This is a genomic window from Acetobacter pasteurianus subsp. pasteurianus LMG 1262 = NBRC 106471 (genome assembly GCF_000285275.1).
GTDB classification, from domain to species: domain Bacteria; phylum Pseudomonadota; class Alphaproteobacteria; order Acetobacterales; family Acetobacteraceae; genus Acetobacter; species Acetobacter pasteurianus.
This window is the reverse complement of record NZ_CADO01000002.1, coordinates 15,562-36,028: the sequence shown is the minus strand read 5'-3', so window position 1 is coordinate 36,028 and position 20,467 is coordinate 15,562. Positions and strand designations below refer to the sequence as shown.

Annotated in this window: 16 protein-coding genes; 6 read left to right on the top strand and 10 right to left on the bottom strand. The window is 52.2% G+C overall.

The features are described 5' to 3' along the window. Positions 1-6 precede the first annotated feature (6 nt). From APA10_RS00605 to APA10_RS00595, 3 genes are all read right to left on the bottom strand, one after another. A complete protein-coding gene (locus tag APA10_RS00605; protein ID WP_003629818.1) occupies positions 7-453 on the bottom strand; it encodes a hypothetical protein in 447 nt (148 codons plus the stop codon). Positions 454-593: 140 nt separating this feature from the next. After that, a complete protein-coding gene (locus APA10_RS00600; RefSeq protein WP_012812305.1) occupies positions 594-1,067 on the bottom strand; it encodes a MarR family transcriptional regulator in 474 nt (157 codons plus the stop codon). Positions 1,068-1,165: 98 nt separating this feature from the next. After that, the gene (locus APA10_RS00595) at positions 1,166-2,752 is read right to left on the bottom strand and encodes a leucyl aminopeptidase family protein (protein WP_080587101.1); all 1,587 of its coding nucleotides are present in this window, start codon (positions 2,750-2,752) and stop codon (positions 1,166-1,168) included. Between the two features lie 9 nt (positions 2,753-2,761). Between APA10_RS00595 and APA10_RS00590 the strand changes: the two genes are divergently transcribed. Then, on the top strand, positions 2,762-5,302 hold the full coding sequence (locus APA10_RS00590) for a helicase-related protein (protein ID WP_035365860.1): 2,541 nt from the start codon (positions 2,762-2,764) through the stop codon (positions 5,300-5,302). 170 nt (positions 5,303-5,472) lie between these two features. Next, positions 5,473-5,805, top strand: a complete 333-nt coding sequence (gene fdxA, locus APA10_RS00585; protein WP_012812302.1) for a ferredoxin FdxA — start codon at positions 5,473-5,475, stop codon at positions 5,803-5,805. 276 nt (positions 5,806-6,081) lie between these two features. Here fdxA and cyoD read toward each other — a convergent pair whose 3' ends face one another. The 5 genes from cyoD to APA10_RS00555 form a co-directional block, all read right to left on the bottom strand. Further along, positions 6,082-6,414, bottom strand: coding sequence for a cytochrome o ubiquinol oxidase subunit IV (gene cyoD / locus APA10_RS00580; RefSeq protein WP_003629825.1), 333 nt, complete (start codon positions 6,412-6,414; stop codon positions 6,082-6,084). Further along, positions 6,414-7,019 (bottom strand): cytochrome o ubiquinol oxidase subunit III, encoded by a 606-nt coding sequence (gene cyoC, locus APA10_RS00575; RefSeq protein WP_003629826.1) that lies wholly within the window; start codon positions 7,017-7,019, stop codon positions 6,414-6,416. Before cyoC ends, cyoD begins: the two co-directional genes overlap by 1 nt. Position 7,020: 1 nt before the next feature. Beyond that, the gene (gene cyoB / locus APA10_RS00570) at positions 7,021-9,012 is read right to left on the bottom strand and encodes a cytochrome o ubiquinol oxidase subunit I (RefSeq protein ID WP_012812299.1); all 1,992 of its coding nucleotides are present in this window, start codon (positions 9,010-9,012) and stop codon (positions 7,021-7,023) included. A gap of 5 nt (positions 9,013-9,017) precedes the next feature. Next, positions 9,018-9,944, bottom strand: coding sequence for a ubiquinol oxidase subunit II (gene cyoA, locus APA10_RS00565; protein WP_006116679.1), 927 nt, complete (start codon positions 9,942-9,944; stop codon positions 9,018-9,020). 611 nt (positions 9,945-10,555) lie between these two features. Next, entirely contained in the window at positions 10,556-11,332 is a 777-nt protein-coding gene (locus APA10_RS00555; RefSeq protein ID WP_003629831.1) for a Bax inhibitor-1/YccA family protein, read from the bottom strand. Between the two features lie 187 nt (positions 11,333-11,519). Here APA10_RS00555 and APA10_RS00550 point away from each other — a divergent pair, with 187 nt between their 5' ends. From APA10_RS00550 to APA10_RS00535, 4 genes are all read left to right on the top strand, one after another. Beyond that, positions 11,520-12,083: a hypothetical protein gene (locus APA10_RS00550; protein WP_003629833.1), complete on the top strand. Its 564-nt coding sequence runs from the start codon at positions 11,520-11,522 to the stop codon at positions 12,081-12,083. Positions 12,084-12,291: 208 nt separating this feature from the next. Further along, positions 12,292-14,520 (top strand): PQQ-dependent dehydrogenase, methanol/ethanol family, encoded by a 2,229-nt coding sequence (locus APA10_RS00545; RefSeq protein ID WP_003629834.1) that lies wholly within the window; start codon positions 12,292-12,294, stop codon positions 14,518-14,520. Between the two features lie 52 nt (positions 14,521-14,572). Beyond that, positions 14,573-15,991 (top strand): cytochrome c, encoded by a 1,419-nt coding sequence (locus APA10_RS00540; protein ID WP_004449230.1) that lies wholly within the window; start codon positions 14,573-14,575, stop codon positions 15,989-15,991. Between the two features lie 129 nt (positions 15,992-16,120). Beyond that, positions 16,121-16,762 (top strand): uracil-DNA glycosylase family protein, encoded by a 642-nt coding sequence (locus APA10_RS00535; protein WP_012812297.1) that lies wholly within the window; start codon positions 16,121-16,123, stop codon positions 16,760-16,762. Between the two features lie 6 nt (positions 16,763-16,768). Here the strand turns inward: APA10_RS00535 and APA10_RS00530 are convergent, their stop codons facing one another. Together APA10_RS00530 and APA10_RS00525 are read right to left on the bottom strand one after the other, a co-directional pair. Continuing rightward, positions 16,769-18,064, bottom strand: a complete 1,296-nt coding sequence (locus tag APA10_RS00530) for a glycerate kinase type-2 family protein (protein ID WP_003629838.1) — start codon at positions 18,062-18,064, stop codon at positions 16,769-16,771. Positions 18,065-18,127: 63 nt separating this feature from the next. Further along, positions 18,128-20,362: an FUSC family protein gene (locus APA10_RS00525; protein WP_003629839.1), complete on the bottom strand. Its 2,235-nt coding sequence runs from the start codon at positions 20,360-20,362 to the stop codon at positions 18,128-18,130. Between the last annotated feature and the right edge of the window lie 105 nt (positions 20,363-20,467).

Here is a 20,467-nt window from a genome sequence, read left to right as displayed (position 1 = left end):
CCACTTTTATTTTTCCAACGTCAGGGTCAGACCCTGTGCAGAACCGGCAAGCCGAGCACCTTGGGAAATGGTTTCGATTTTAATACGTACGCCATTCTTGTTTTCCAGAACGGCACCACCCAAACCTTGGCCCAGCGTTGCTTCACCATGAGCAGCACCATAAGTCCCATTAAAATCTGACAGACGATGCAGATTATAAACGGTACCTTTGCCTTCAATTTTTGAATAGCCAACGGCAGCAATTGTGCCGCCGGTAATGGAAAACTTATACGTTTTTCCGCCGTAACGCAGCCTGCCACCACCCCATGTATAACCTACGCCAATATCGGCTGATCTTGCCGTAATGGTAACCGTAGCAGTGGGTGAGCCCATGGCATCTTCAGCATGAGCAACAGGAATAAAACTGGCTGATGCCGCAAGCGCTGCTGCGGCAAAAAATGAAGAAAATCGCATGAAACGTTCCTTTCTTCTTGTTGGTTAGGCTGAAAAATCAGCCTGCTACTTTAATATAAAGCAGCAGGCTTTTCAGAAAACCGTGAAGAAAAAACGTTTCCTACCTGTAAAAGTTTCAAGCTGGACGTAGCAGCTAAAACTCAGGCAGCCATCACACGGCGCACACGGCGGGCAGCGGGTTCACGCTCTGCAGAACGCTGGGCCTTGCGGGCCGCGTTTTCTACAGTTTCACCCATAATGGTGCGAATTTCCTTCAGGTAAGCAGCACCTTTAGGCGTACGCTGCACCAGCACGGAACGACGATCCAGCGGATCTACCTTACGGCGTGCCAGATCAAGCTCACTCAGCCGGTCCAGAGCGCGCGTAATAGCTGGCTTGGAAACATTCAGGCTGGCAGCCAAACCACGTACGGTATGGCCGGTTTCATCCAGATAGCATGTCAAAAACACAGCCAATTGGCGAGCGGACAGATCTGGAGCATCTCCACGCACCAAAGACACAATGGTGTCCCGCAGGGTTTTTGCCAGATCCTCTGTTTTTTCTGCTGCCTGAGGCATAAGCTTCACTTTCCTTTTGCTGCACGCTTTTCCTGATCTCTCAAGATAAAGCGACATATTCCCGCTTCCTGTTACGGAACGAATCCCCTTGAGATTTCATATAGGAGGCGAAACGACTCTTTTAAAGTATTAATAAAAACATATTACCTCTTCTTTTATGACACCTTTGTGGCATCGGCATTTTGTTCTTCACAAAAAAGCTTCGTAATGGTTTTGAAAATGGCCCGAACCCCTGGAGAATCCCCACCTTTTGGCCGCCCTGGGCGAGAACTGTCATTCCAGGCATAACTGTCGATATGCACCCAGCGCTGATCTGGATTTACAAATCGTTCAAGAAATAAACCGGCAGTAATCGCGCCTGCCATAGGTCTTGATGAAATATTACTGAGATCTGCAACAGAACTTCCCAACCATTCGCGGTATCCTTGCCACAAAGGCAAGCGCCACATGGGGTCTGCTTCCTGCTGCCCTGCCTCCAGAAATACCTTGGAAACAGCTTCATCATTACACAGCAGGGCAGGCAAATCTGGCCCCAGCGCCACACGCGCGGCCCCGGTTAGGGTTGCAACATCCAACAACAGGTCTGGTTTCTGTTCCCCGGCTTCATGCAGCAGGTCACACAAAACCAAGCGGCCTTCTGCATCTGTGTTGCCAATTTCCACCGTCAGGCCAGAACGGCTGCGCACTACATCCAACGGGCGCATGGCATGGCCGGAAACACTGTTTTCCACACACCCCAGCCGCACTTCCAACCTTATGGGCAGATCCTGCGTCATAATCAGGCGGGCAAGTGCCAGAACTGTTGCTGCCCCGCCCATATCCTTTTTCATGCGTAGCATGCCGCTGGAGGGTTTGAGATCGTACCCCCCGCTATCAAAGCACACGCCCTTACCCACCAAAGAAATCAGCGGTGCTTTTTTATCTGCCGTGCTGCCCTGCCACTGCGCCACCACCACGCGAGGGCCACGGTCTGATCCATTCCCTACATGCGCCAGCAAAGGGTAGGCTTTATCCAGCGCAGCACCTTTTATAACGTCTACATGGGCACCAAATTCCTTGAGCACCGTTTTGGCTGCTCGTGCCAAATCTGAGGGCCCCAACAAATTGGCGGGCGTATTGATCAGATCACGCGCAAGCCAGATAGAACGCGCCATTTCCGATGCCACGCTTGCACGTTCCTGCGCCGTGACCACCAACCGTATTGTGGGTTTTTTGGCAGATGCAGATTTCAGCCCATACTGATACGCCCCAAGGCAGAAACCCAAAATGACATCATGCCGCGCAATGTCATCCGGTGCTTCCACCCGCCAGTCTCCTGCTGGCAGATCTTGTGCCAAAGCCCCAAAAACAAATGGGTCCACCACATCTTTTTCGGGCACCCCAAACAGCGCTGTTGGCACACCATTTGTATCTGGAACCATTACCAGTTGGCCCGGACGCGCCTTAAAGCCGCAGTTTTCTGCAAAAGCCGCTGCCTGTTCCCCTATCCATGAGCCCAAAACCGCTTGATCCGAAGGGCGAACAGCATGAACAGTGCGCACCTTGCTTCCTCGGCGGGACACAACCAGACAATCGGCTTCACGAACAGGCATAACATTTCTCCCTTCGCTTTCAGGCAAACTGCCTGCCAGCATATTTCCGTCTGTAAGGATAATGGCATCTGATGGCTTGCTTTTCCACACGCGGCAGCCGACGATGTTTGCATGATGGTTTCTTCCCGCCGTATGGCTGCTGCCGCTCATCACGCATCTATGCAGGACGATGCTCCCGTGCGGGCCATTCTGGGCCCCACAAACACCGGAAAAACACATCTGGCGCTGGAACGGATGCTGGCCCATTCCTCTGGCATGATCGGCTTTCCGCTCCGGCTGCTGGCGCGTGAAAACTACGAACGCATGGTCAAGCTGAAGGGCGTGCGCTCTGTTGGGCTGATCACAGGTGAAGAAAAAATCATCCCACCACAGGCCCGCTGGTTTTCTTGCACAGTGGAGGCCATGCCATCTGATCGTAAGGTAGAATTTGTTGCCGTAGATGAAATTCAGCTATGTGCGGACCCCGAGCGCGGCCATGTTTTTACGGATCGGCTTTTAAATGCACGCGGGCGGTCTGAAACGCTTTTTTTGGGCGCAGAAACCATTGCGCCGCTGCTGAAAAGCCTGATCCGCGACATAGAAATAGACACACGCCCGCGCCTTTCCAACCTGACATATACAGGGCATATGCGCCTATCGCGTCTGCCTGCGCGTACGGCCATTGTGGCTTTTTCCATGGCCGAAGTTTACGCTATTGCAGAACTTATACGCCGCAAGCGCGGGGGCTGTGCTGTGGTAATGGGCCAACTTTCACCCCGCACCCGCAATGCGCAGGTAGCCCTCTACCAAAACCGAGAGGTGGATTATCTGGTAGCAACCGATGCCATTGGCATGGGGTTGAATATGGATATCCGGCACATTGCCTTTGCCAATATCTGCAAGTTTGATGGTTACAGAAACCGGCTGCTTACCCCAGCAGAAGCCGCACAGATTGCAGGCCGCGCTGGCCGAGGTACGCAGGACGGCACTTTTGGCACAACTGGGGAATGTCCTGCCTTTCCCGAAGGGATGGTGGAGGCTATTGAAACCCACCATTTTGAACCGCTACCTTTTTTGTGGTGGCGCAACAGCAAGCTCAATTTTACGTCTCCCAGCACACTTTATGCCAGCTTGTGCCAAAAGCCCCCTGACCGCTGCCTGAAATCTGCAGCCCCTGCATCTGATTTATTGGCACTCTCTGCGCTCATGCAAAATGCTACGGTGCAAAAACTGGCCCACACACCTGCGCGCACCCAGCTATTATGGGAGGTGTGCCAGATTCCAGATTTTCGCAAATTGGGGGAAGACAGCCATATTCGGCTGTGTGAGCAAATTTTCACTCTGCTTGCCCAAAAAGGGCACCTGCCTTCTGCCTGGATGAAATCTCGCCTTGCCAATCTGGAACAGTTGGAAGGGGATATTGATGTTCTGATGCAGCGCCTTATGGGCATCCGCACGTGGTCTTACGTTTCTGCCAGACCGGATTGGGTAGAAAACGCTGCGCATTGGCGTAACCATACCCTAAGGCTGGAAGATGCTCTTTCCGACGTATTACATGAACGCCTGACAACGCGCTTTGTAGATAAACGTGCAGCAAGCTTGGCACGGCGCTTGGAAGAAGCAGACACCACCCCTTTGCTTTCCGCAATTACCCGTACGGGTGAAGTCAGCGTGGAAGGGCATGCTGTGGGCCATATGCGGGGTTTCAGCTTTACCCCAGACCCCGAAGCGGCACAGTCTGATCAGAAACTCATTCTCAAAGCAGCCCGCAGAGCAGCCCGTAACCAGATTCCCTATCGGGTTTCCCAGTTCCTACAAGCGCCAGACACGGAAATAACGCTGAACCTGCAAAATGGTGCACTCAACTGGCAGGAGGATACGATTGCGCGTTTGCAAGCCGGGGCAGATGTGCTGCACCCAGTTATTGAAGTGCGCGAGGCAGAATTTCTGGAACCCGGTCAGAAAGAAAAAATCCGGCAACGGCTGGCTGCCTTTGTTGATGCATACATCCACAAAGAGCTGGCACCGCTCTTTCGGGCTGAAAAAGCAGTTGCAGATCAACCGTTACTCCGCGGCATGGTGCATATGCTGGTAGAAAATGGTGGCGTAGCGGAGGTACCGCATCTTTCCACTCTGCCTGCATCTGCCAGACACATACTGAAGCGCCTTCACATCACCCAACAGAAAAATACTGTGTTTTGTAGTAAAATGATGCGCCCTGGCTCCATGGCTTTGCGTGCACTTTTGTTAAGCTTACACTCCGGTATTGTTTTGCCAGAGCTGCCACGCACGGGTGCCGTTTCTGCCCCTGTGCCTGCTTTGCTCACAGCGCCTCAGAAATCTCTTCTCATGCAGCTTGGGTGGATTATTTCTGAAGGTACTTTAATCCGACTCGATATTGCTGCTGCGCTGTATGCGGAATCTGTTTCCCTGATTTCACACGGATCACGGCAGATTCCGAATTTCTTTGCCTCTCGGTTGGGTGTGAAAAAGGCTATTCTTCCGGGCATTTTGCGCAGCCTTGGGTTACATGTCCAAAAACCCCAGATTTTACCGGATACACACGCAGGACCACCCGCTCCTTTTCTGATTATCCCCCAGAAAACTGTAAAAAATCGGAAACACTCAAAAAAGCGTACAGGCAGGGTTCAGCCAGAAAAATATAACCACAACAGCCCCTTTGCTGTGCTGGCAACGCTTCGGCAACACCACCAACCCTAGCTCTGTTATAAAAAGAAAGCTGCCCTCCTTACACAGGCGGGTTGCCATTAGGCAAAAAGCGCCTCATATCTGCGCCATCCTTGGTGGCAGGCTTCTATATAACGGTACTGCCATCTGACCCCACGCGGTGAGAGCCCCTCCTCCACCGCCAGATATTTTCGGAGATGGCAATGACCTACGTGGTCACTGAAAACTGCATCCGCTGCAAATTCATGGACTGTGTGGAAGTCTGCCCCGTTGACTGCTTCTACGCTGGTGAAAACTTTCTGGTCATCAACCCAGATGAATGCATTGACTGCGGCGTGTGTGAGCCTGAATGCCCCGCCGAAGCCATTTTCCCTGATAGCGACGACCGTGCAGCAGCGTGGGCAGAAATCAACGCAAAATACGCCACCCAGTGGCCAAACATTACACGCAAGGGCACGCCCCCGGCCGATGCGGAAGAATGGAAAGACAAGCCTAACAAAACAGAGCTGCTTTCCCCCAATCCGCAGAAAGACTGAGAACCCTTATTTACTTGGGTTTGGAGAAATGGTGTCGGCCTTAGGCTGGCACCATTTTTTTTGTGCCCAGAACCTAATGCGCGCTTAAGCTTGGATGTTCCATGCTTCATCCAAAGCCCGTATGGCGGCGGGTAGCCGTAGATACCAGATACCCTGCACAGATCTGTCAGAAAGACATGATCAATAAAAAAGCCCCTGTAGCCATTATAGCTACAGGGGCTTTTTTCAGCTTGCTTTCCCACCGCCACTTAACGCGGCGGTAGAAACCTCACCATATTAGCGGGACATCATATGCAGCGCGGTGTTGTTCATAATGAACACCGAACCAACAATCAGGATGGCCACGAAAGCAACGGTGAAAACAAAGCACATGTTGTTCCAGCGCTGTTCGGAGTCTCCGCCCATGTGCAGGAAGTAGTGCAGATGCACCAGAACCTGAACCAGAGCGAGAGCTGAAACAGCAGCCAGAGTGCCGGCTGGCGAAAGGCTATGGCTCATCACCACGCCAAACGACAGGACCGTCAGGACAACGGCAAGAACAAACCCGATAATGTAAGAAGATACGCTACCGTGGCTCTCGCCTGAGGAGGATGTATGCGGATTGCTCATCAGATCATGCTCGCCAGATAGACATAGGTGAAAACGCAGATCCAGACGATATCCAGGAAGTGCCAGAACAGGCTCAGGCAAGTGAGCTTATTCATCATACGTTCCGGAATTTCAGTCGTACCCATCAGCTGAGCGATCAGGGTAACAATCCAGATCAGACCACACGTGACATGCAGACCGTGAGTAGACACCAGCGTAAAGAACGCAGACAGGAATGCACTGCGATCCGGACCGGCGCCTTCTGCGATCATGTGCGCAAATTCACGCAGTTCCAGCCCCACAAAGCCAAGGCCAAGCAGGAAGGTAACACCAAGCCAAAGGATAACCTTGGAAACCTGGCTTTTATGGGCGGCAATCATGCCGAACCCATAAGTGATGGACGAAACCAGCAGGAGGGCTGTTTCCAGCCCAAGCCCACCGAATTCGAACAGTTCGTGGCCGGTTGGGCCACCGTTAAACTGGTTACGCAGAACTGCAAACACGGCAAAAAGCGTACCGAAGATGATGCAGTCCGTCATCAGATAGACCCAGAACCCGAACACCACCGGAGATTCGTGGTGATGTTCGTCGTGGCCTGCGGTCTGAACAGTTGTGTTCTGTGCCATGTTATTCAGCTGCCTGTGCCATCAGTTTACGGGTGTGCTCGTTTTCAATCCGGGCAACCTCTTCGGCAGGGATATAGTAATCAATATCCTTATCAGCGCTGCGGGCAATTACCGAACCGATAACACCAACAAGGCCAATAGCAGCCAGCCACCAGATGTACCAAACCGCAGCAAAACCGAAGATCAGGGCAAAGATACCACAAGCCAGACCCAGAGAGGTGTTCTTGGGCATGTGGATTGCTTCGTACTGAGCACCAGCCTGACGGGTATCAATACCATTTTCCTTATCATGCATGAACGCATCGAGTTCGTGCACATGAGGAACGATAGCAAAGTTGTAGACCGGCGGCGGGGAAGACGTGGACCATTCCAGCGTACGGCCATTCCATGGGTCACCGGTCACGTCGCGGTTCTGCGGCAGGTTACGGTCACGGATGGAAACATACAGCTGTGTAAGCTGGCAAGCGATACCAAGCATAACCAGCACTGCACCAACTTCAGCAACCAGCAGCCACGGATGCCATGCCGGATTGTCGTAGTGGTTCAGACGACGGGTCATGCCTTCGAAACCGACGATGTAGAGCGGTACGAATGCGCAATAGAAACCAACAAACCAGAACCAGAAAGCGCGCTTGCCCCAGGTTTCGTCCAGCTTGAAGCCCATCACCTTCGGGAACCAGAAGTTCATGCCACAGATGTAACCGAAATACACACCACCAATAATGGTATTATGGAAGTGAGCAATCAGGAACAGGGAGTTATGCAGAACGAAGTCAGCACCCGGGATAGCCAGCATAACGCCGGTCATACCACCGATGGTGAAGGTGATCATGAAGCCAACAGCCCAGTACATGCAGGCATGGAACTGGATGCGGCCCTTATACATGGTGAACAGCCAGTTAAACAGCTTAACACCGGTAGGAATGGAGATGATCATGGTCGCGATACCGAAGAAGGCATTCACGTCCGGACCAGCGCCCATTGTGAAGAAGTGGTGAACCCACACAAGGAAGGACAGAACCATGATGGAGCAGGTTGCGTAAACCATGGTGCTGTAACCAAACAGTGGCTTGCCGGAAAATGCAGGAACAACTTCCGAAAACACACCGAAGGCAGGGATAACAAGAATGTAAACTTCTGGATGGCCCCAAGCCCAAATCAGGTTCAGGTACAACATCTGGTTGCCCCCACCATCATTGGTGAAGAAGTGCATCCCGAAGTAACGATCCAGACCCAGCAGAGCAACTGCAACCGTCAGAACAGGGAAGGCCACCATGATCAGGATGGAAGCACAGAAAGCTGTCCAGGTGAAAACAGGCATTTTCATCCAGGTCATGCCCGGAGCGCGCATCTTCACGATGGTTACAAAGAAGTTCACACCGGTCAGCAGCGTGCCAACACCGGAAATCTGAACGGCCCAGATGTAGTAATCAACACCAACGCCAGGGCTGAACTGATTTTCGGACAGAGGCGGATATGCCAGCCAGCCGCACTGCGAGAATTCACCGATGAACAGAGAAACGTTCACCAGGATAAACGCAACAGCCGTCATCCAGAAGCTCAGGTTGTTCAGGAACGGGAAGGCAACGTCACGCGCACCAATCTGCAGAGGCACGATGAAGTTGAACAGACCGGTCATGAACGCCATGGCCAGGAAGAAGATCATGATCGTTCCGTGAGCGGAGAAGATCTGATCGTAATGATGTGGTGGTAGATAGCCTGGGTTACCTGCATACGCCAGCGCGAGCTGAGTACGCATCATGATAGCGTCAGCAAAACCACGGAAAAGAGCGACCAGTGCCAGGATGATATACATCACGGCTAGACGCTTATGATCGACAGAAGTGAACCACTCTTTCCAGAGGTAGCCCCACTTACCGTAATACGTAATAAGTCCCAGTACCGCGACACCGACAATGACAACGCCGATGAACGTCCCTACCAGGATCGGCACATCCAACGGGATGGCCGAGAGCGATAGTCTCCCTAGCATAGATCCTATTCCTTCATATTCATGTCGGACATCGCAGACTGCTGCACCTGGATCATCTTGCCAGTGCTTTTGTCCATGACCATGCCATTGTTGTACTTGGCAACGATCGTGTTGAACATGCCGGGTTCAACATGCGCGAAATACTCGACGGGGTTCGCTTCGCTTGGTGCAGCAAGTTTCGGATAGGTCTGGCTATCCAGCTGCTCAGAAGAAGACTTCACCTTTTCAACCCAGGCATTGAATTCATCACCGCTTACAGCAAGCGTATGGAATTTCATGTCAGAAAAGCCACGGCCACTGTAGTTGGCAGATTCACCCAGATAGTCGCCTGGTTCGCTCGCCAGCAGATGAAGCTGGGTCTGCATGCCTGCCATTGCATAGATCATGGAACCAAGACGCGGGATGAAGAAGGAGTTCATCACGGAATCAGAGGTGATGTTGAAGTCAATCGGAGTGTTGACCGGAATGGCCAGCTGATTGACCGTTGCAATACCCTGTTCTGGGTAGATGAACAGCCATTTCCAGTCCAGAGCCACCACTTCAACGTGCAGAGGCTTGGTATTAGCTTCTGCTTCAAGTGGTTTGTACGGGTCCAGAGAATGACAGGTCTGATAGGTAATCACTGCCAGGAAGAGGATAATCAGGGAAGGCACGCCCCAAATAATCACTTCAATTTTATTGGAGTGGCACCACTTCGGCAGATACTCGGCGCTCGTGTTAGACTGGCGATACTGCCAGGCAAACAGAAGCGTCAGCAGGATGGTCGGAATCACAACAATCAGCATTGCGACTGTGGAGGTGGCAATTAGGGTTTTAACCCCTTCACCAACCGGGCCTTTCGGGTCGAGAACATCAAGTTCACACCCGGCAAGCAGCAATGCTGACGATAGGCCGCCCAATCGCGCCACTCTCGCCAGTAACTTGTTTTTCATCGCACGCCTCTTGGTTCTGACATCAAATTAGCCTCACTAAGACTCTTTGTTCTGCTGCCATAGAAGCCTGACAACAGCAAGAAAAACCGCGTTTCAACATTCCCCACCTACCACAAACACATGCCTGAGCGTTGTTTCCTTCATAATCAGGAGGAACATGGCACATCATGCTGGTGGCAGAATGAACGGAGCGCGAAAACACCTTGCGGACACTTTATTCCTAAAGCGCAGATTCTCAAATGTCGGAAAAGTTCCATCAGCCTTTCGTCATAATCAGGTTAGCTGATATGGCGGTGCGGCATGGGTACTCTGGTGCGATAAAAACAGAGGCAAACAACTTCACGAAATATTTCAAAATATTTCCATATTTTTCTAGGAAGTCAAATTTCGCTTTCGATTTCATGCCGTTACGCGAAAAAATTTTATCTCACGTTTTCGTTACAGAATCTTGAATCAAGATAACGGCCTGTTTTGGTACGCATTCCAGACAAACATACCGCCATTCATTCAGGGCATACCTTCCCATACAAAAAAACCCAGCCCTCTGAGAGGCTGGGTTTTCTTTTTCAGGATGCCAACAGGGCCTATAGCCCATTCCGACTCCTATAGAATTAATCGTTAGAGTTTCTTGCGCCCATAAACTGGAGAAGAAACTGGAAAAGGTTGATGAAGTTCAGGTACAGGCTCAATGCATCATATACGCTGCGCTTGGCTGTCATTTCCGGGCCTTCATATGCAGCAAGCTGCGGGTAGGTAACCCGAATACGCTGTGCATCAAACGCACTGAACGCTGTGAAGATAAAGACGCCGACAATGCTGTACACATAGTACAAAGCCGGGCTCTTCAGGAACAAGTTTACCAGGCCAGCAATCAGCAGCCCAAACAGACCCATCATCAGGAAAGAGCTGAAGCGCAACAGGTTGGCTTTAGTAACGTATCCCCACAGAGATGTTGCAGCGAACATGCAGGCCGTTACCAGAAACACTCGGACAATGGATGTATCTGTATAAATAACAAAGATATTGGCCATACTGGCGCCCATGGCAGCACAGAACGCCCAAAACAGTGCTTGCGCACCCTGTAGGGAAAGCCTGTTCAGCCCAAAAGACATCACCAGCACAAATGCCAATGGCGAAAGCATGGCAACGTCACCCAACAATGTTGGACGCGGCACCAAACCACCCGGTACTTGTACCACCTGAAAAAACAGATGGCTCAGACTTGTGTTGGCAATAACATATGCCACTATACCGGTAAGCAGCAGGCCAGATGCCATCCAGTTATAAACGCGCAGCATATAGGCCCGCAGCCCAGCATCCAGATTGGCAGCCTGAGCATTCCAATCTGTGGGCGTAGCGGGGGATCGGTAGTCGTGACTAAACGACATGGTGTTTAACTCTCCTTGTCCGGACAGGCCGGCTTTGCTTAATACTTGTGGCTGCCCTGCCCTGTCGTCAAGGGTTGCAAAGAATCAGGTCAAAAACAGGGCGCTTTATTCCCACCTGATTTTACCTCTTACTATAACGCATTCCCCCACAAATCGGCTCTTACAAGCCAAGGAATAAAGTACCAGTATGTTTTTGATTGCCGGGATCCGTCTTCCCGCCCCCATGCTGGAGTTCTTCCAGCAAATTCAGACCTTCTTTCCCAACCGGGAATGGGAACCCGAACCCTTCCTGTTTCTTCCTTTGGTGATCGTGGGAGAAACCTCTGATCCAGACGTCATGGAGAATCTGGATGCGGGATTGCTCTCTATCCAGACACCAACACCGGCAACACTTGTGCACTCCGGGTTAGACGTTGTGCAGCAAGGTGAACGAATCATTCTCACAGCCAAGATTCTGTCAGCTGTGTGTGATCACCTTTCCGTGAAAATCAGGCGTCAGGCTCAGCATGCAGGCCTGAAGGTGAAGCGCACCTGCCATCCACTCAGCGTGCCACTCGCTACGATCTCAACCGTTCCACCAGAAAACGTTCATAACTGGTTGCGCATCCACCACAGCCTACGTGCACCAGAAGCAGAGGTTTATGAATTCGCCCTGTTCAGTTCTTGGAAAAATCGTGAAACGACAGATATGGAACTTCTGGCTGATTATGCGTTTACACCGAGTTGCATAGCGCCTGCATCCTTGTTATAACAAGAATTATAAGCGCCTTTCATAACCTGATTGTGAGCATAATTTCCTGCTCTACAGGCCTGTAAGCACGGGAAATTATCCCGCAGAATGGAAGCTGCTATTCCTTCCCCGTGATTGACAGACAGCGTTCCCCTTGGCTGTTGTGTGAGAAACCGGCCTGCCGGCTATCTTTTTCCTCACCGTATATAATAGTCGAGGACATGAACGCATGACCCGCCCCGCCTCCGCCAAGAGACGTTCACTGCTAGGAATTCTCGCGGCCGGAACAATCTGTGCCGCTGCTTTGCCTTACGCGGCAGTCCCTGCCCGCGCTGACGGTCAGGGTAATACGGGGGAAGCTATCATCCATGCAGATGATCACCCCGAAAACTGGCTTTCTTATGGTCGCACTTACAGCGAACAGCGCTATAGCCCCCTAGATCAGATCAACCGCTCCAACGTGGGTGATCTTAAACTGGCTTGGTACTATACGCTGGATACCAACCGCGGTCAGGAAGCAACTCCGCTGGTTGTTGATGGCATTATGTATGCCACAACCAACTGGTCCAAAATGGAAGCGCTGGACGCTGCCACAGGTAAGCTGCTTTGGCAGTATGACCCCAAAGTGCCAGGCAACATTGCTGACAAAGGCTGCTGTGATACGGTTAACCGTGGTGCAGGCTATTGGAACGGCAAGGTTTTCTGGGGCACGTTTGATGGCCGTCTAGTCGCTGCCGATGCAAAAACCGGTAAAAAGGTGTGGGAAGTTAACACCATCCCAGCCGATGCCTCTCTGGGCAAGCAGCGCTCCTACACAGTGGATGGCGCGGTACGCGTAGCGAAGGGCCTGGTACTGATTGGTAACGGTGGTGCCGAATTTGGTGCCCGTGGCTTTGTTTCCGCTTTTGATGCCGAAACCGGCAAGCTGAAATGGCGCTTCTACACCGTTCCGAACAACAAGAACGAACCCGACCACGCTGCATCAGATAATATTCTGATGAACAAAGCCTACAAAACCTGGGGCCCCAAAGGCGCTTGGGTACGCCAGGGTGGCGGTGGCACCGTATGGGATTCTCTGGTTTATGATCCGGTCAGTGACCTGATCTATCTGGCTGTTGGTAACGGGTCTCCCTGGAACTATAAGTATCGTTCCGAAGGCATTGGTTCCAACCTGTTCCTGGGCAGCATTGTCGCACTGAAGCCTGAAACCGGTGAATATGTCTGGCACTTCCAGGCAACCCCGATGGATCAGTGGGATTACACCTCGGTTCAGCAGATCATGACACTGGATATGCCAGTGAATGGCGAAATGCGCCACGTGATCGTGCATGCCCCTAAAAACGGCTTCTTCTACGTTCTGGACGCCAAGACCGGTGAATTCCTGTCCGGCAAAAACTACGTTTACCAGAACTGGGCCAATGGTCTGGACCCTCTGACAGGTCGCCCGATCTACAACCCGGATGGTCTGTATACCCTGAACGGCAAGTTCTGGTACGGTATCCCCGGCCCACTGGGTGCGCATAACTTTATGGCCATGGCCTACAGCCCCAAAACGCACCTGGTCTATATCCCGGCTCACCAGATTCCGTTTGGTTATAAAAACCAGGTTGGTGGCTTTAAGCCGCATGCGGATTCCTGGAACGTTGGTCTGGACATGACCAAGAACGGTCTGCCTGATACCCCAGAAGCCCGTACCGCTTACATCAAGGATCTGCACGGCTGGCTGCTGGCATGGGATCCGGTCAAGATGGAAACGGTCTGGAAGATTGACCACAAAGGTCCGTGGAACGGCGGCATTCTGGCCACCGGCGGTGATCTTCTGTTCCAAGGCTTGGCCAATGGTGAATTCCACGCCTATGACGCCACGAACGGTAGCGACCTTTACAAGTTTGACGCACAGAGCGGCATTATCGCTCCGCCTATGACCTATAGCGTCAACGGCAAGCAGTATGTTGCTGTTGAAGTGGGCTGGGGCGGCATCTACCCAATTTCCATGGGTGGCGTGGGCCGTACTTCTGGCTGGACAGTTAACCACTCCTACATTGCTGCGTTCTCTCTGGATGGCAAAGCCAAGCTGCCGGCTCTGAACAACCGCGGCTTCCTGCCCGTAAAACCACCTGCACAGTATGACCAGAAGGTCGTTGATAACGGTTACTTCCAGTATCAGACCTACTGCCAGACCTGCCATGGTGATAACGGCGAAGGTGCAGGCATGCTGCCTGATCTGCGTTGGGCCGGTGCTATCCGCCACCAGGATGCCTTCTACAATGTAGTTGGTCGCGGTGCGCTGACGGCTTACGGGATGGATCGCTTTGACACCAGCATGACGCCGGATGAAATTGAAGCAATCCGTCAGTATCTGATCAAACGGGCAAACGACACGTATCAGCGTGAAGTGGATGCTCGGAAGAATGACAAAAATATTCCCGAAAACCCGACACTTGGCATTAACCCCTAATGCCTCGGCAGAGTTACGACGTCATTCAGCACACAGGCGATAAGTGGTAAAAATGATGATTAACAGGCTAAAAGCTGCCCTGGGGGCAGTCGCTGTCGGGCTTCTTGCGGGAACGTCCCTGGCGCATGCACAGAACGCTGATGAAGATCTGATCAAGAAGGGCGAGTACGTTGCACGCCTAGGGGACTGTGTGGCTTGCCACACATCCCTGAACGGTCAGAAATATGCTGGTGGTCTTTCTATTAAGACTCCCATCGGCACAATTTACTCCACCAACATCACGCCAGACCCCACGTACGGGATTGGCACCTACACATTTAAAGAGTTTGATGAAGCCGTGCGCCATGGCGTGCGTAAGGATGGTGCTACGCTGTATCCAGCAATGCCCTACCCATCCTTCGCCCGCATGACGCAGGATGACATGAAGGCTCTGTACGCATACTTCATGCATGGCGTGCAGCCGATTGCGCAGAAAAATCATCCAACTGATATTTCCTGGCCGATGTCCATGCGTTGGCCGCTGTCCATCTGGCGCTCTGTATTTGCTCCGGCTCCCAAGGATTTCACACCAGCCCCCGGCACGGATGCTGAAATTGCACGTGGTGAATACCTTGTAACTGGCCCTGGCCACTGTGGTGCATGTCATACACCGCGCGGCTTCGGTATGCAGGAAAAAGCTCTGGATGCATCTGGCGGGCCAGACTTCCTTGGCGGCGGTGGCGTGATCGACAACTGGATTGCCCCAAGCCTGCGTAACGATCCGGTTCTGGGCCTTGGCCGCTGGTCTGATGAAGACCTGTTCCTGTTCCTGAAATCCGGTCGTACCGATCACTCCGCAGCCTTTGGTGGCATGGCAGACGTGGTTGGCTGGAGCACCCAGTACTTCACCGATGCAGACCTGCACGCCATGGTGAAATACATTAAATCCCTGCCGCCGGTTCCGCCTGCACGTGGTGATTACAGCTACGATGCCTCTACGGCTCAGATGCTGGATTCCAACAACTTCTCCGGCAATGCTGGTGCAAAAACATATGTGGAACAGTGCGCAATCTGCCATCGTAACGATGGTGGTGGTGTAGCCCGTATGTTCCCGCCGCTGGCTGGTAACCCGGTTGTTGTTTCCGACAACCCGACATCTGTTGCCCATATTGTTGTTGATGGTGGCGTTCTGCCTCCCACCAACTGGGCACCTTCTGCAGTGGCCATGCCGGATTACAAAAACATCCTGTCTGACCAGCAGATTGCAGATGTTGTAAACTTCATCCGTTCTGCATGGGGTAACCGCGCACCGGCTAACACAACAGCAGCAGATATCCAGAAACTCCGTCTGGATCATACGCCGCTGCCGACACCGGGTTGGGCTAATGCAACTGAAGAATCCGCTACATGGGGCCTCTTCATGCCGCAGCCTTACGGCGCTGGCTGGACCTTCGCACCGCAGACACATGCCGGTGTGGATGAAGCACAGTAAAGCTTCTGCCTAAATAACTAGCCTCTTTTATGGGGCTGGTTACAAAGCGCTGTAGTGGCAACACTACAGCGCTTTTTTTATGTTGTTTGCATTGTGAGTGAGCAGATCATCCCCACATGTTTGAACAGCATGAAGCAGACCCAGACAAAATTAGAATGGTGCACGCCAAGTTCTGCAAAGAGCAGTGATGTGGAAACACAACTTAACTGTTTGGTGCAGGAAATCAGGAAATGCACAGCTTGTGCACATAAGCTGCCATTAGGCCCACGGCCTGTTTTGCATGTTTCCCCCCATGCACGTTTACTTATTGCCGGACAGGCACCAGGCACACGTGTGCATGAAACCGGGGTATCTTTTAACGATGCATCGGGAGATCGTCTGCGAGGTTGGCTTGGTATGAGCCGAGATGTTTTTTATGATTCCAACCGTGTTGCCATTTTACCTATGGCGCTTTGTTATCCGGGTGTGTTGCCTAAAGGTGGTGACCGCCCACCTCCACCGGAATGCGCCAGCTTATGGCGAGAGCGTATTCTGGCGTTACTGCCTAACCTGCGCCTAACCCTTCTGGTTGGATCATATGCCCAGAATTACGTTTTGGGAAAAGGCAAAGTATACGAGCGGACAGAGCATTTTCAGGATTTTCTCCCGCAATACTTCCCTTTGCCACATCCATCATGGCGCACAGGGGCATGGGAGCGTAAAACCCCCATGTTTCAGGAAAAAATCATTCCGGCCCTGCGGCGCGAGGTTGCTCGTGCGCTTGCAGATTAAACAGAACTAGAGTACCAAAAGCAGGCGCACGTCATTCACATTCGTTAACGTTGGGCCCGTTTTGATAAGGTCATCCAGTTTTTCAAAAAAACTGTAGCTATCATGCTGTTTTAGAAATTCCTCAGCAGCCACACCATTTTGCAGGCCTTGGGCTAATGTATCCGGGGTAAATATGGCGCCAGCGGCATCTTCCGTACCATCAATGCCATCTGTATCTCCCGCCAAACCCCATATACCTGCCTGACCATTTAAGGCCAGTGCGCAGGAAAGCAGAAACTCTGTATTCCGGCCGCCCTTTCCCGGCTTTGTGCCGGCACGAATACTTACTGTTGTTTCACCACCACTTAGCAAAACAGCCGGAGCACGCACGGGCACAGCATGCTCCTGAACAGAGCGGGCAATGCCACTCATCATCACGCCCATTACGCTGCTTTCACCTTCCAGCGCATCTCCTAAAATTAAAGGCGTTACGCCTGCTGCGCGCGCCACCTCTGCCGCTGCCTGTAACGCCATAAAAGGGGTTGCTATCATTTCAACCCGGTTGTCTGCGTTAACAGAATGCTTGGCAGAAGATGCCGCAGTGTTTTTCTCCAAAACATGACGGACTGTATCGGGAACGTCTAAATTGTATTTATCAAGAATACGCAAAGCATCTTGAGGTGTTGTTGAATCCGGCACAGTGGGGCCACTTGCAATAATTGCCGGATCATCTCCGGGTACATCACTAATAACAAGCGTCACCACTTGTGCAGGTGCTGCTGCCAAGGCCAGCTTGCCACCTTTAATGGCAGATAAGTGCTTACGCACTGTGTTCATTTCAGAAATTGCTGCGCCAGAATGCAAAAGCTGGCGGCCAATATTCTGCTTTTCTGCCAGAGTAATGCCCTCTGCCGGCAAAGCCAGCAGCGCAGACCCTCCACCAGATATCAGGGCAATAACAAGATCATCTGGCCCCAACCCTTTTACGGATTGCAAGATATCATGTGCTGCCTGCTTACTCCGCGCATCTGGTACAGGGTGCGATGCTTCCAGAATCGTAATATGGCGCGTTGGAACAGCGTGCTCATCCCGCGTAACCACAACACCCTGCAAAGGTACATCTGGCCATGCAGCCTCTAACGCAGCGGCCATAGCAGCAGATGCCTTGCCAGCGCCTACAACTATACAGCGGCCCTTAGGTTTTTCCGCCAAATATTCTGCCAGCACCTTAAAAGGATCTGCTGCGGCAACTGCTGCATCAAACATGCTGCGCAACAGGGTACTGGCCTGTTTATTCTGTTCGATTTTGATATCTGACTGCACCAACGCAACGCTCTCCTACAATGCTCTACTTTAATATCAGAGCACGTTTATGATCTATCTGGTTTAGGTAAATGCTTTATCCAGATATGGAGAAGACGCATCAAAGAACGCACGGTTCTCTGCCAGCTCTGTTTCTATCACGCGCAGGCTGGCTAATGCCCGAAGCATTTCTTCACGGACAGAAAGATTTGCCTCAGTTTCTTCGCAGTTTAACAAATACTCTACAGCTATATGTGTTGCCCGCGCAGTCCGGCCGTATTGCCCGCCATATCGGCCTGTAAAATGCTGCATGCGTTCCATCATCACTTCCACGGCTTTCTGCGCTTCTGGCGGCAGAATATTCTTTGCCAGAACGGTACGTAATCGCATTACGTTCAGCGCAATGGTCATGCTGGACAGCACGCCACTTAAATACCGCTCCAGCACATAGGTATTGCCATCATCCGTTGCCATGGTGGAAAGGCGCACAAACCCGTCTACACTGCGCCCAATAATTTCCGTTACCGCAGGAGGCCTGCGCTGCCCTGCCAAACGGCGCAAGCCACGCAGAATGTTCACTCGCATATCCCACCGCAAACCATCTGGATCGTACGGCAGAAACACACGGTACATCCACATGCAGAACATCATGGCCAACAACAGCGGCATGGCGGTGTTGAAATACATGATTTCATCCATCCGCCCCTGATTGATCGGCCCCACCAGAATAGGCAGAAACAGATTATAGGCCACAGCCGCAAGCACCAGCGGAGGCCACGCAAAGGCCAACCCGCCAATCAACATAGGCACAGCCAGACACATGGCCATCATTTCGTAAATGGTTGGCTGGGCCATGACCCACAAATCAAGCAATGCGCTCATGCCAATGACACACACAGTGCCATGCAAGAACGCCTGTGTGGCAAGAGCAGGCTGCTCCAAAGTGGAGAACAGCGCACACACAATACCCACAAACATGATGAATGTGAGGCCATCAGGCCACGCGGTGGTAATCCATATAACACCGGCCAAAAAGATGGTGACGGACGCCCGCAAGCTATTGGTAAACGCCATCCGCCAGTCTCGATAAGACTTCATGGGATAGCGGAAATGATCATGCGGCTGCGGGTTGCGGCTCATTTCAAACTGCTCAATGGCCAGATACAGCTCTTCCAGCATGGTATCCAGCTTATGCAGCAATTGCCCTTGCCGGGTGAGCACTTCCTCCTGATTCACATCCATTGGGGGATGTGTGGCGGCTTCCATTTCTTTTTCCAGGCAACTTGCGGCAAGTTGTCGGCAGGTTGCCCGTAAAGATGTCAGGTCCCGCAAAACCGGCTCAATAGGCTGATCATTATCCAGCCGGTCTGGCAGAGCTTGTAAAAAACTACTCACCTGCCGGGCTGTATCCTGATACTCCACGCCCTGACTATGCGGCACCTCCAACAGTGCGCCCAAATCCAACCCGCGTGACAGCAACACTGTAATGGCTGCCAAAGCCGCTCTGGCGTGGTCACCTTCGTGCTGGTGTTTCCCCATTTCAATTTCGGCAAATTCAACCTGATCGCTTAGTGCAATAAGGGTGGAGAACACACCGGGCGAATTTGCCACAGCGCGCCTATCGCCCTGCAACAAACGCAAAGTGGCGGGCACCGCGCCTTTAAGAGCCTGCACAAAATTGGTTGCCAGCCGCGTTCTGGCCCGCAACCCCAACTGATACTGAAACAGAGATGAAATTGTGGTTTCCACTACAATACCAAGCGTAATGTATGTGGCACGTGCCATTGCGATCTGAAAAATATGATCGGGCGCTACTATGCCGTCCAGCGCAATAATAACGTATGTAAAACCGGAAGCCCGCATACCGTGAATACGGTAATTGGTCATGGCGGCAGGGCCGGGCAACAACGTGCCTATAAAACAGAAAGTGCCAATCCCCACAGCCACAAAAAAGATATAGAGCAGTGGTGATTGCGGCATACTGGCCACCAGCACGATGGCGCATATTGTGCCCACCACCATGCCAAACATATGCCAGCGCGCCTTGGCAATGGATTTACCACGCGTGCCCTGCGCCACCATCCATACGGTAAGAGCAGCCCATTGCGGGCTCCCCAATTCCCACCACAAGGCAATACCAAGAGCGATTAGGGATGAAATGGTGGTACGAAGCGCATACCCAAACGAAAGCAGATTGGGCGCAAACAGCCAGCGCAAGTGGTCAAGCTTGCGCGGTGGACCGCCGCCAACAAGCGCCTGCCGGACAATAATAGAGACCGACCGCCAAAGCTGCCCCAAGGAAAGCGTCATGCTTTTCACGCGGCCAAACCTGAGGTGCTAATGGGGAAACAACGTGCCATACATCTTCTCTTACCCCAACATGGCAGAAAAGCGTATTCACACCTCATATGTTCTGTTCTGCAC

Bases quoted from the DNA above. Each gene is read 5' to 3' on its own strand.
- APA10_RS00605 (WP_003629818.1), bottom strand. From the start codon at position 453: ATGCGATTTTCTTCATTTTTTGCCGCAGCAGCGCTTGCGGCATCAGCC.
- APA10_RS00535 (WP_012812297.1), top strand. From the start codon at position 16,121: ATGAAGCAGACCCAGACAAAATTAGAATGGTGCACGCCAAGTTCTGCA.
- APA10_RS00555 (WP_003629831.1), bottom strand. From the start codon at position 11,332: ATGTCGTTTAGTCACGACTACCGATCCCCCGCTACGCCCACAGATTGG.
- cyoA (WP_006116679.1), bottom strand. From the start codon at position 9,944: ATGAAAAACAAGTTACTGGCGAGAGTGGCGCGATTGGGCGGCCTATCG.
- APA10_RS00550 (WP_003629833.1), top strand. From the start codon at position 11,520: ATGTTTTTGATTGCCGGGATCCGTCTTCCCGCCCCCATGCTGGAGTTC.
- APA10_RS00595 (WP_080587101.1), bottom strand. From the start codon at position 2,752: ATGAGCGGCAGCAGCCATACGGCGGGAAGAAACCATCATGCAAACATC.
- APA10_RS00540 (WP_004449230.1), top strand. From the start codon at position 14,573: ATGATGATTAACAGGCTAAAAGCTGCCCTGGGGGCAGTCGCTGTCGGG.
- cyoB (WP_012812299.1), bottom strand. From the start codon at position 9,012: ATGCTAGGGAGACTATCGCTCTCGGCCATCCCGTTGGATGTGCCGATC.
- APA10_RS00590 (WP_035365860.1), top strand. From the start codon at position 2,762: ATGCAGGACGATGCTCCCGTGCGGGCCATTCTGGGCCCCACAAACACC.
- fdxA (WP_012812302.1), top strand. From the start codon at position 5,473: ATGACCTACGTGGTCACTGAAAACTGCATCCGCTGCAAATTCATGGAC.
- cyoC (WP_003629826.1), bottom strand. From the start codon at position 7,019: ATGGCACAGAACACAACTGTTCAGACCGCAGGCCACGACGAACATCAC.
- cyoD (WP_003629825.1), bottom strand. From the start codon at position 6,414: ATGAGCAATCCGCATACATCCTCCTCAGGCGAGAGCCACGGTAGCGTA.
- APA10_RS00545 (WP_003629834.1), top strand. From the start codon at position 12,292: ATGACCCGCCCCGCCTCCGCCAAGAGACGTTCACTGCTAGGAATTCTC.
- APA10_RS00600 (WP_012812305.1), bottom strand. From the start codon at position 1,067: ATGTCGCTTTATCTTGAGAGATCAGGAAAAGCGTGCAGCAAAAGGAAA.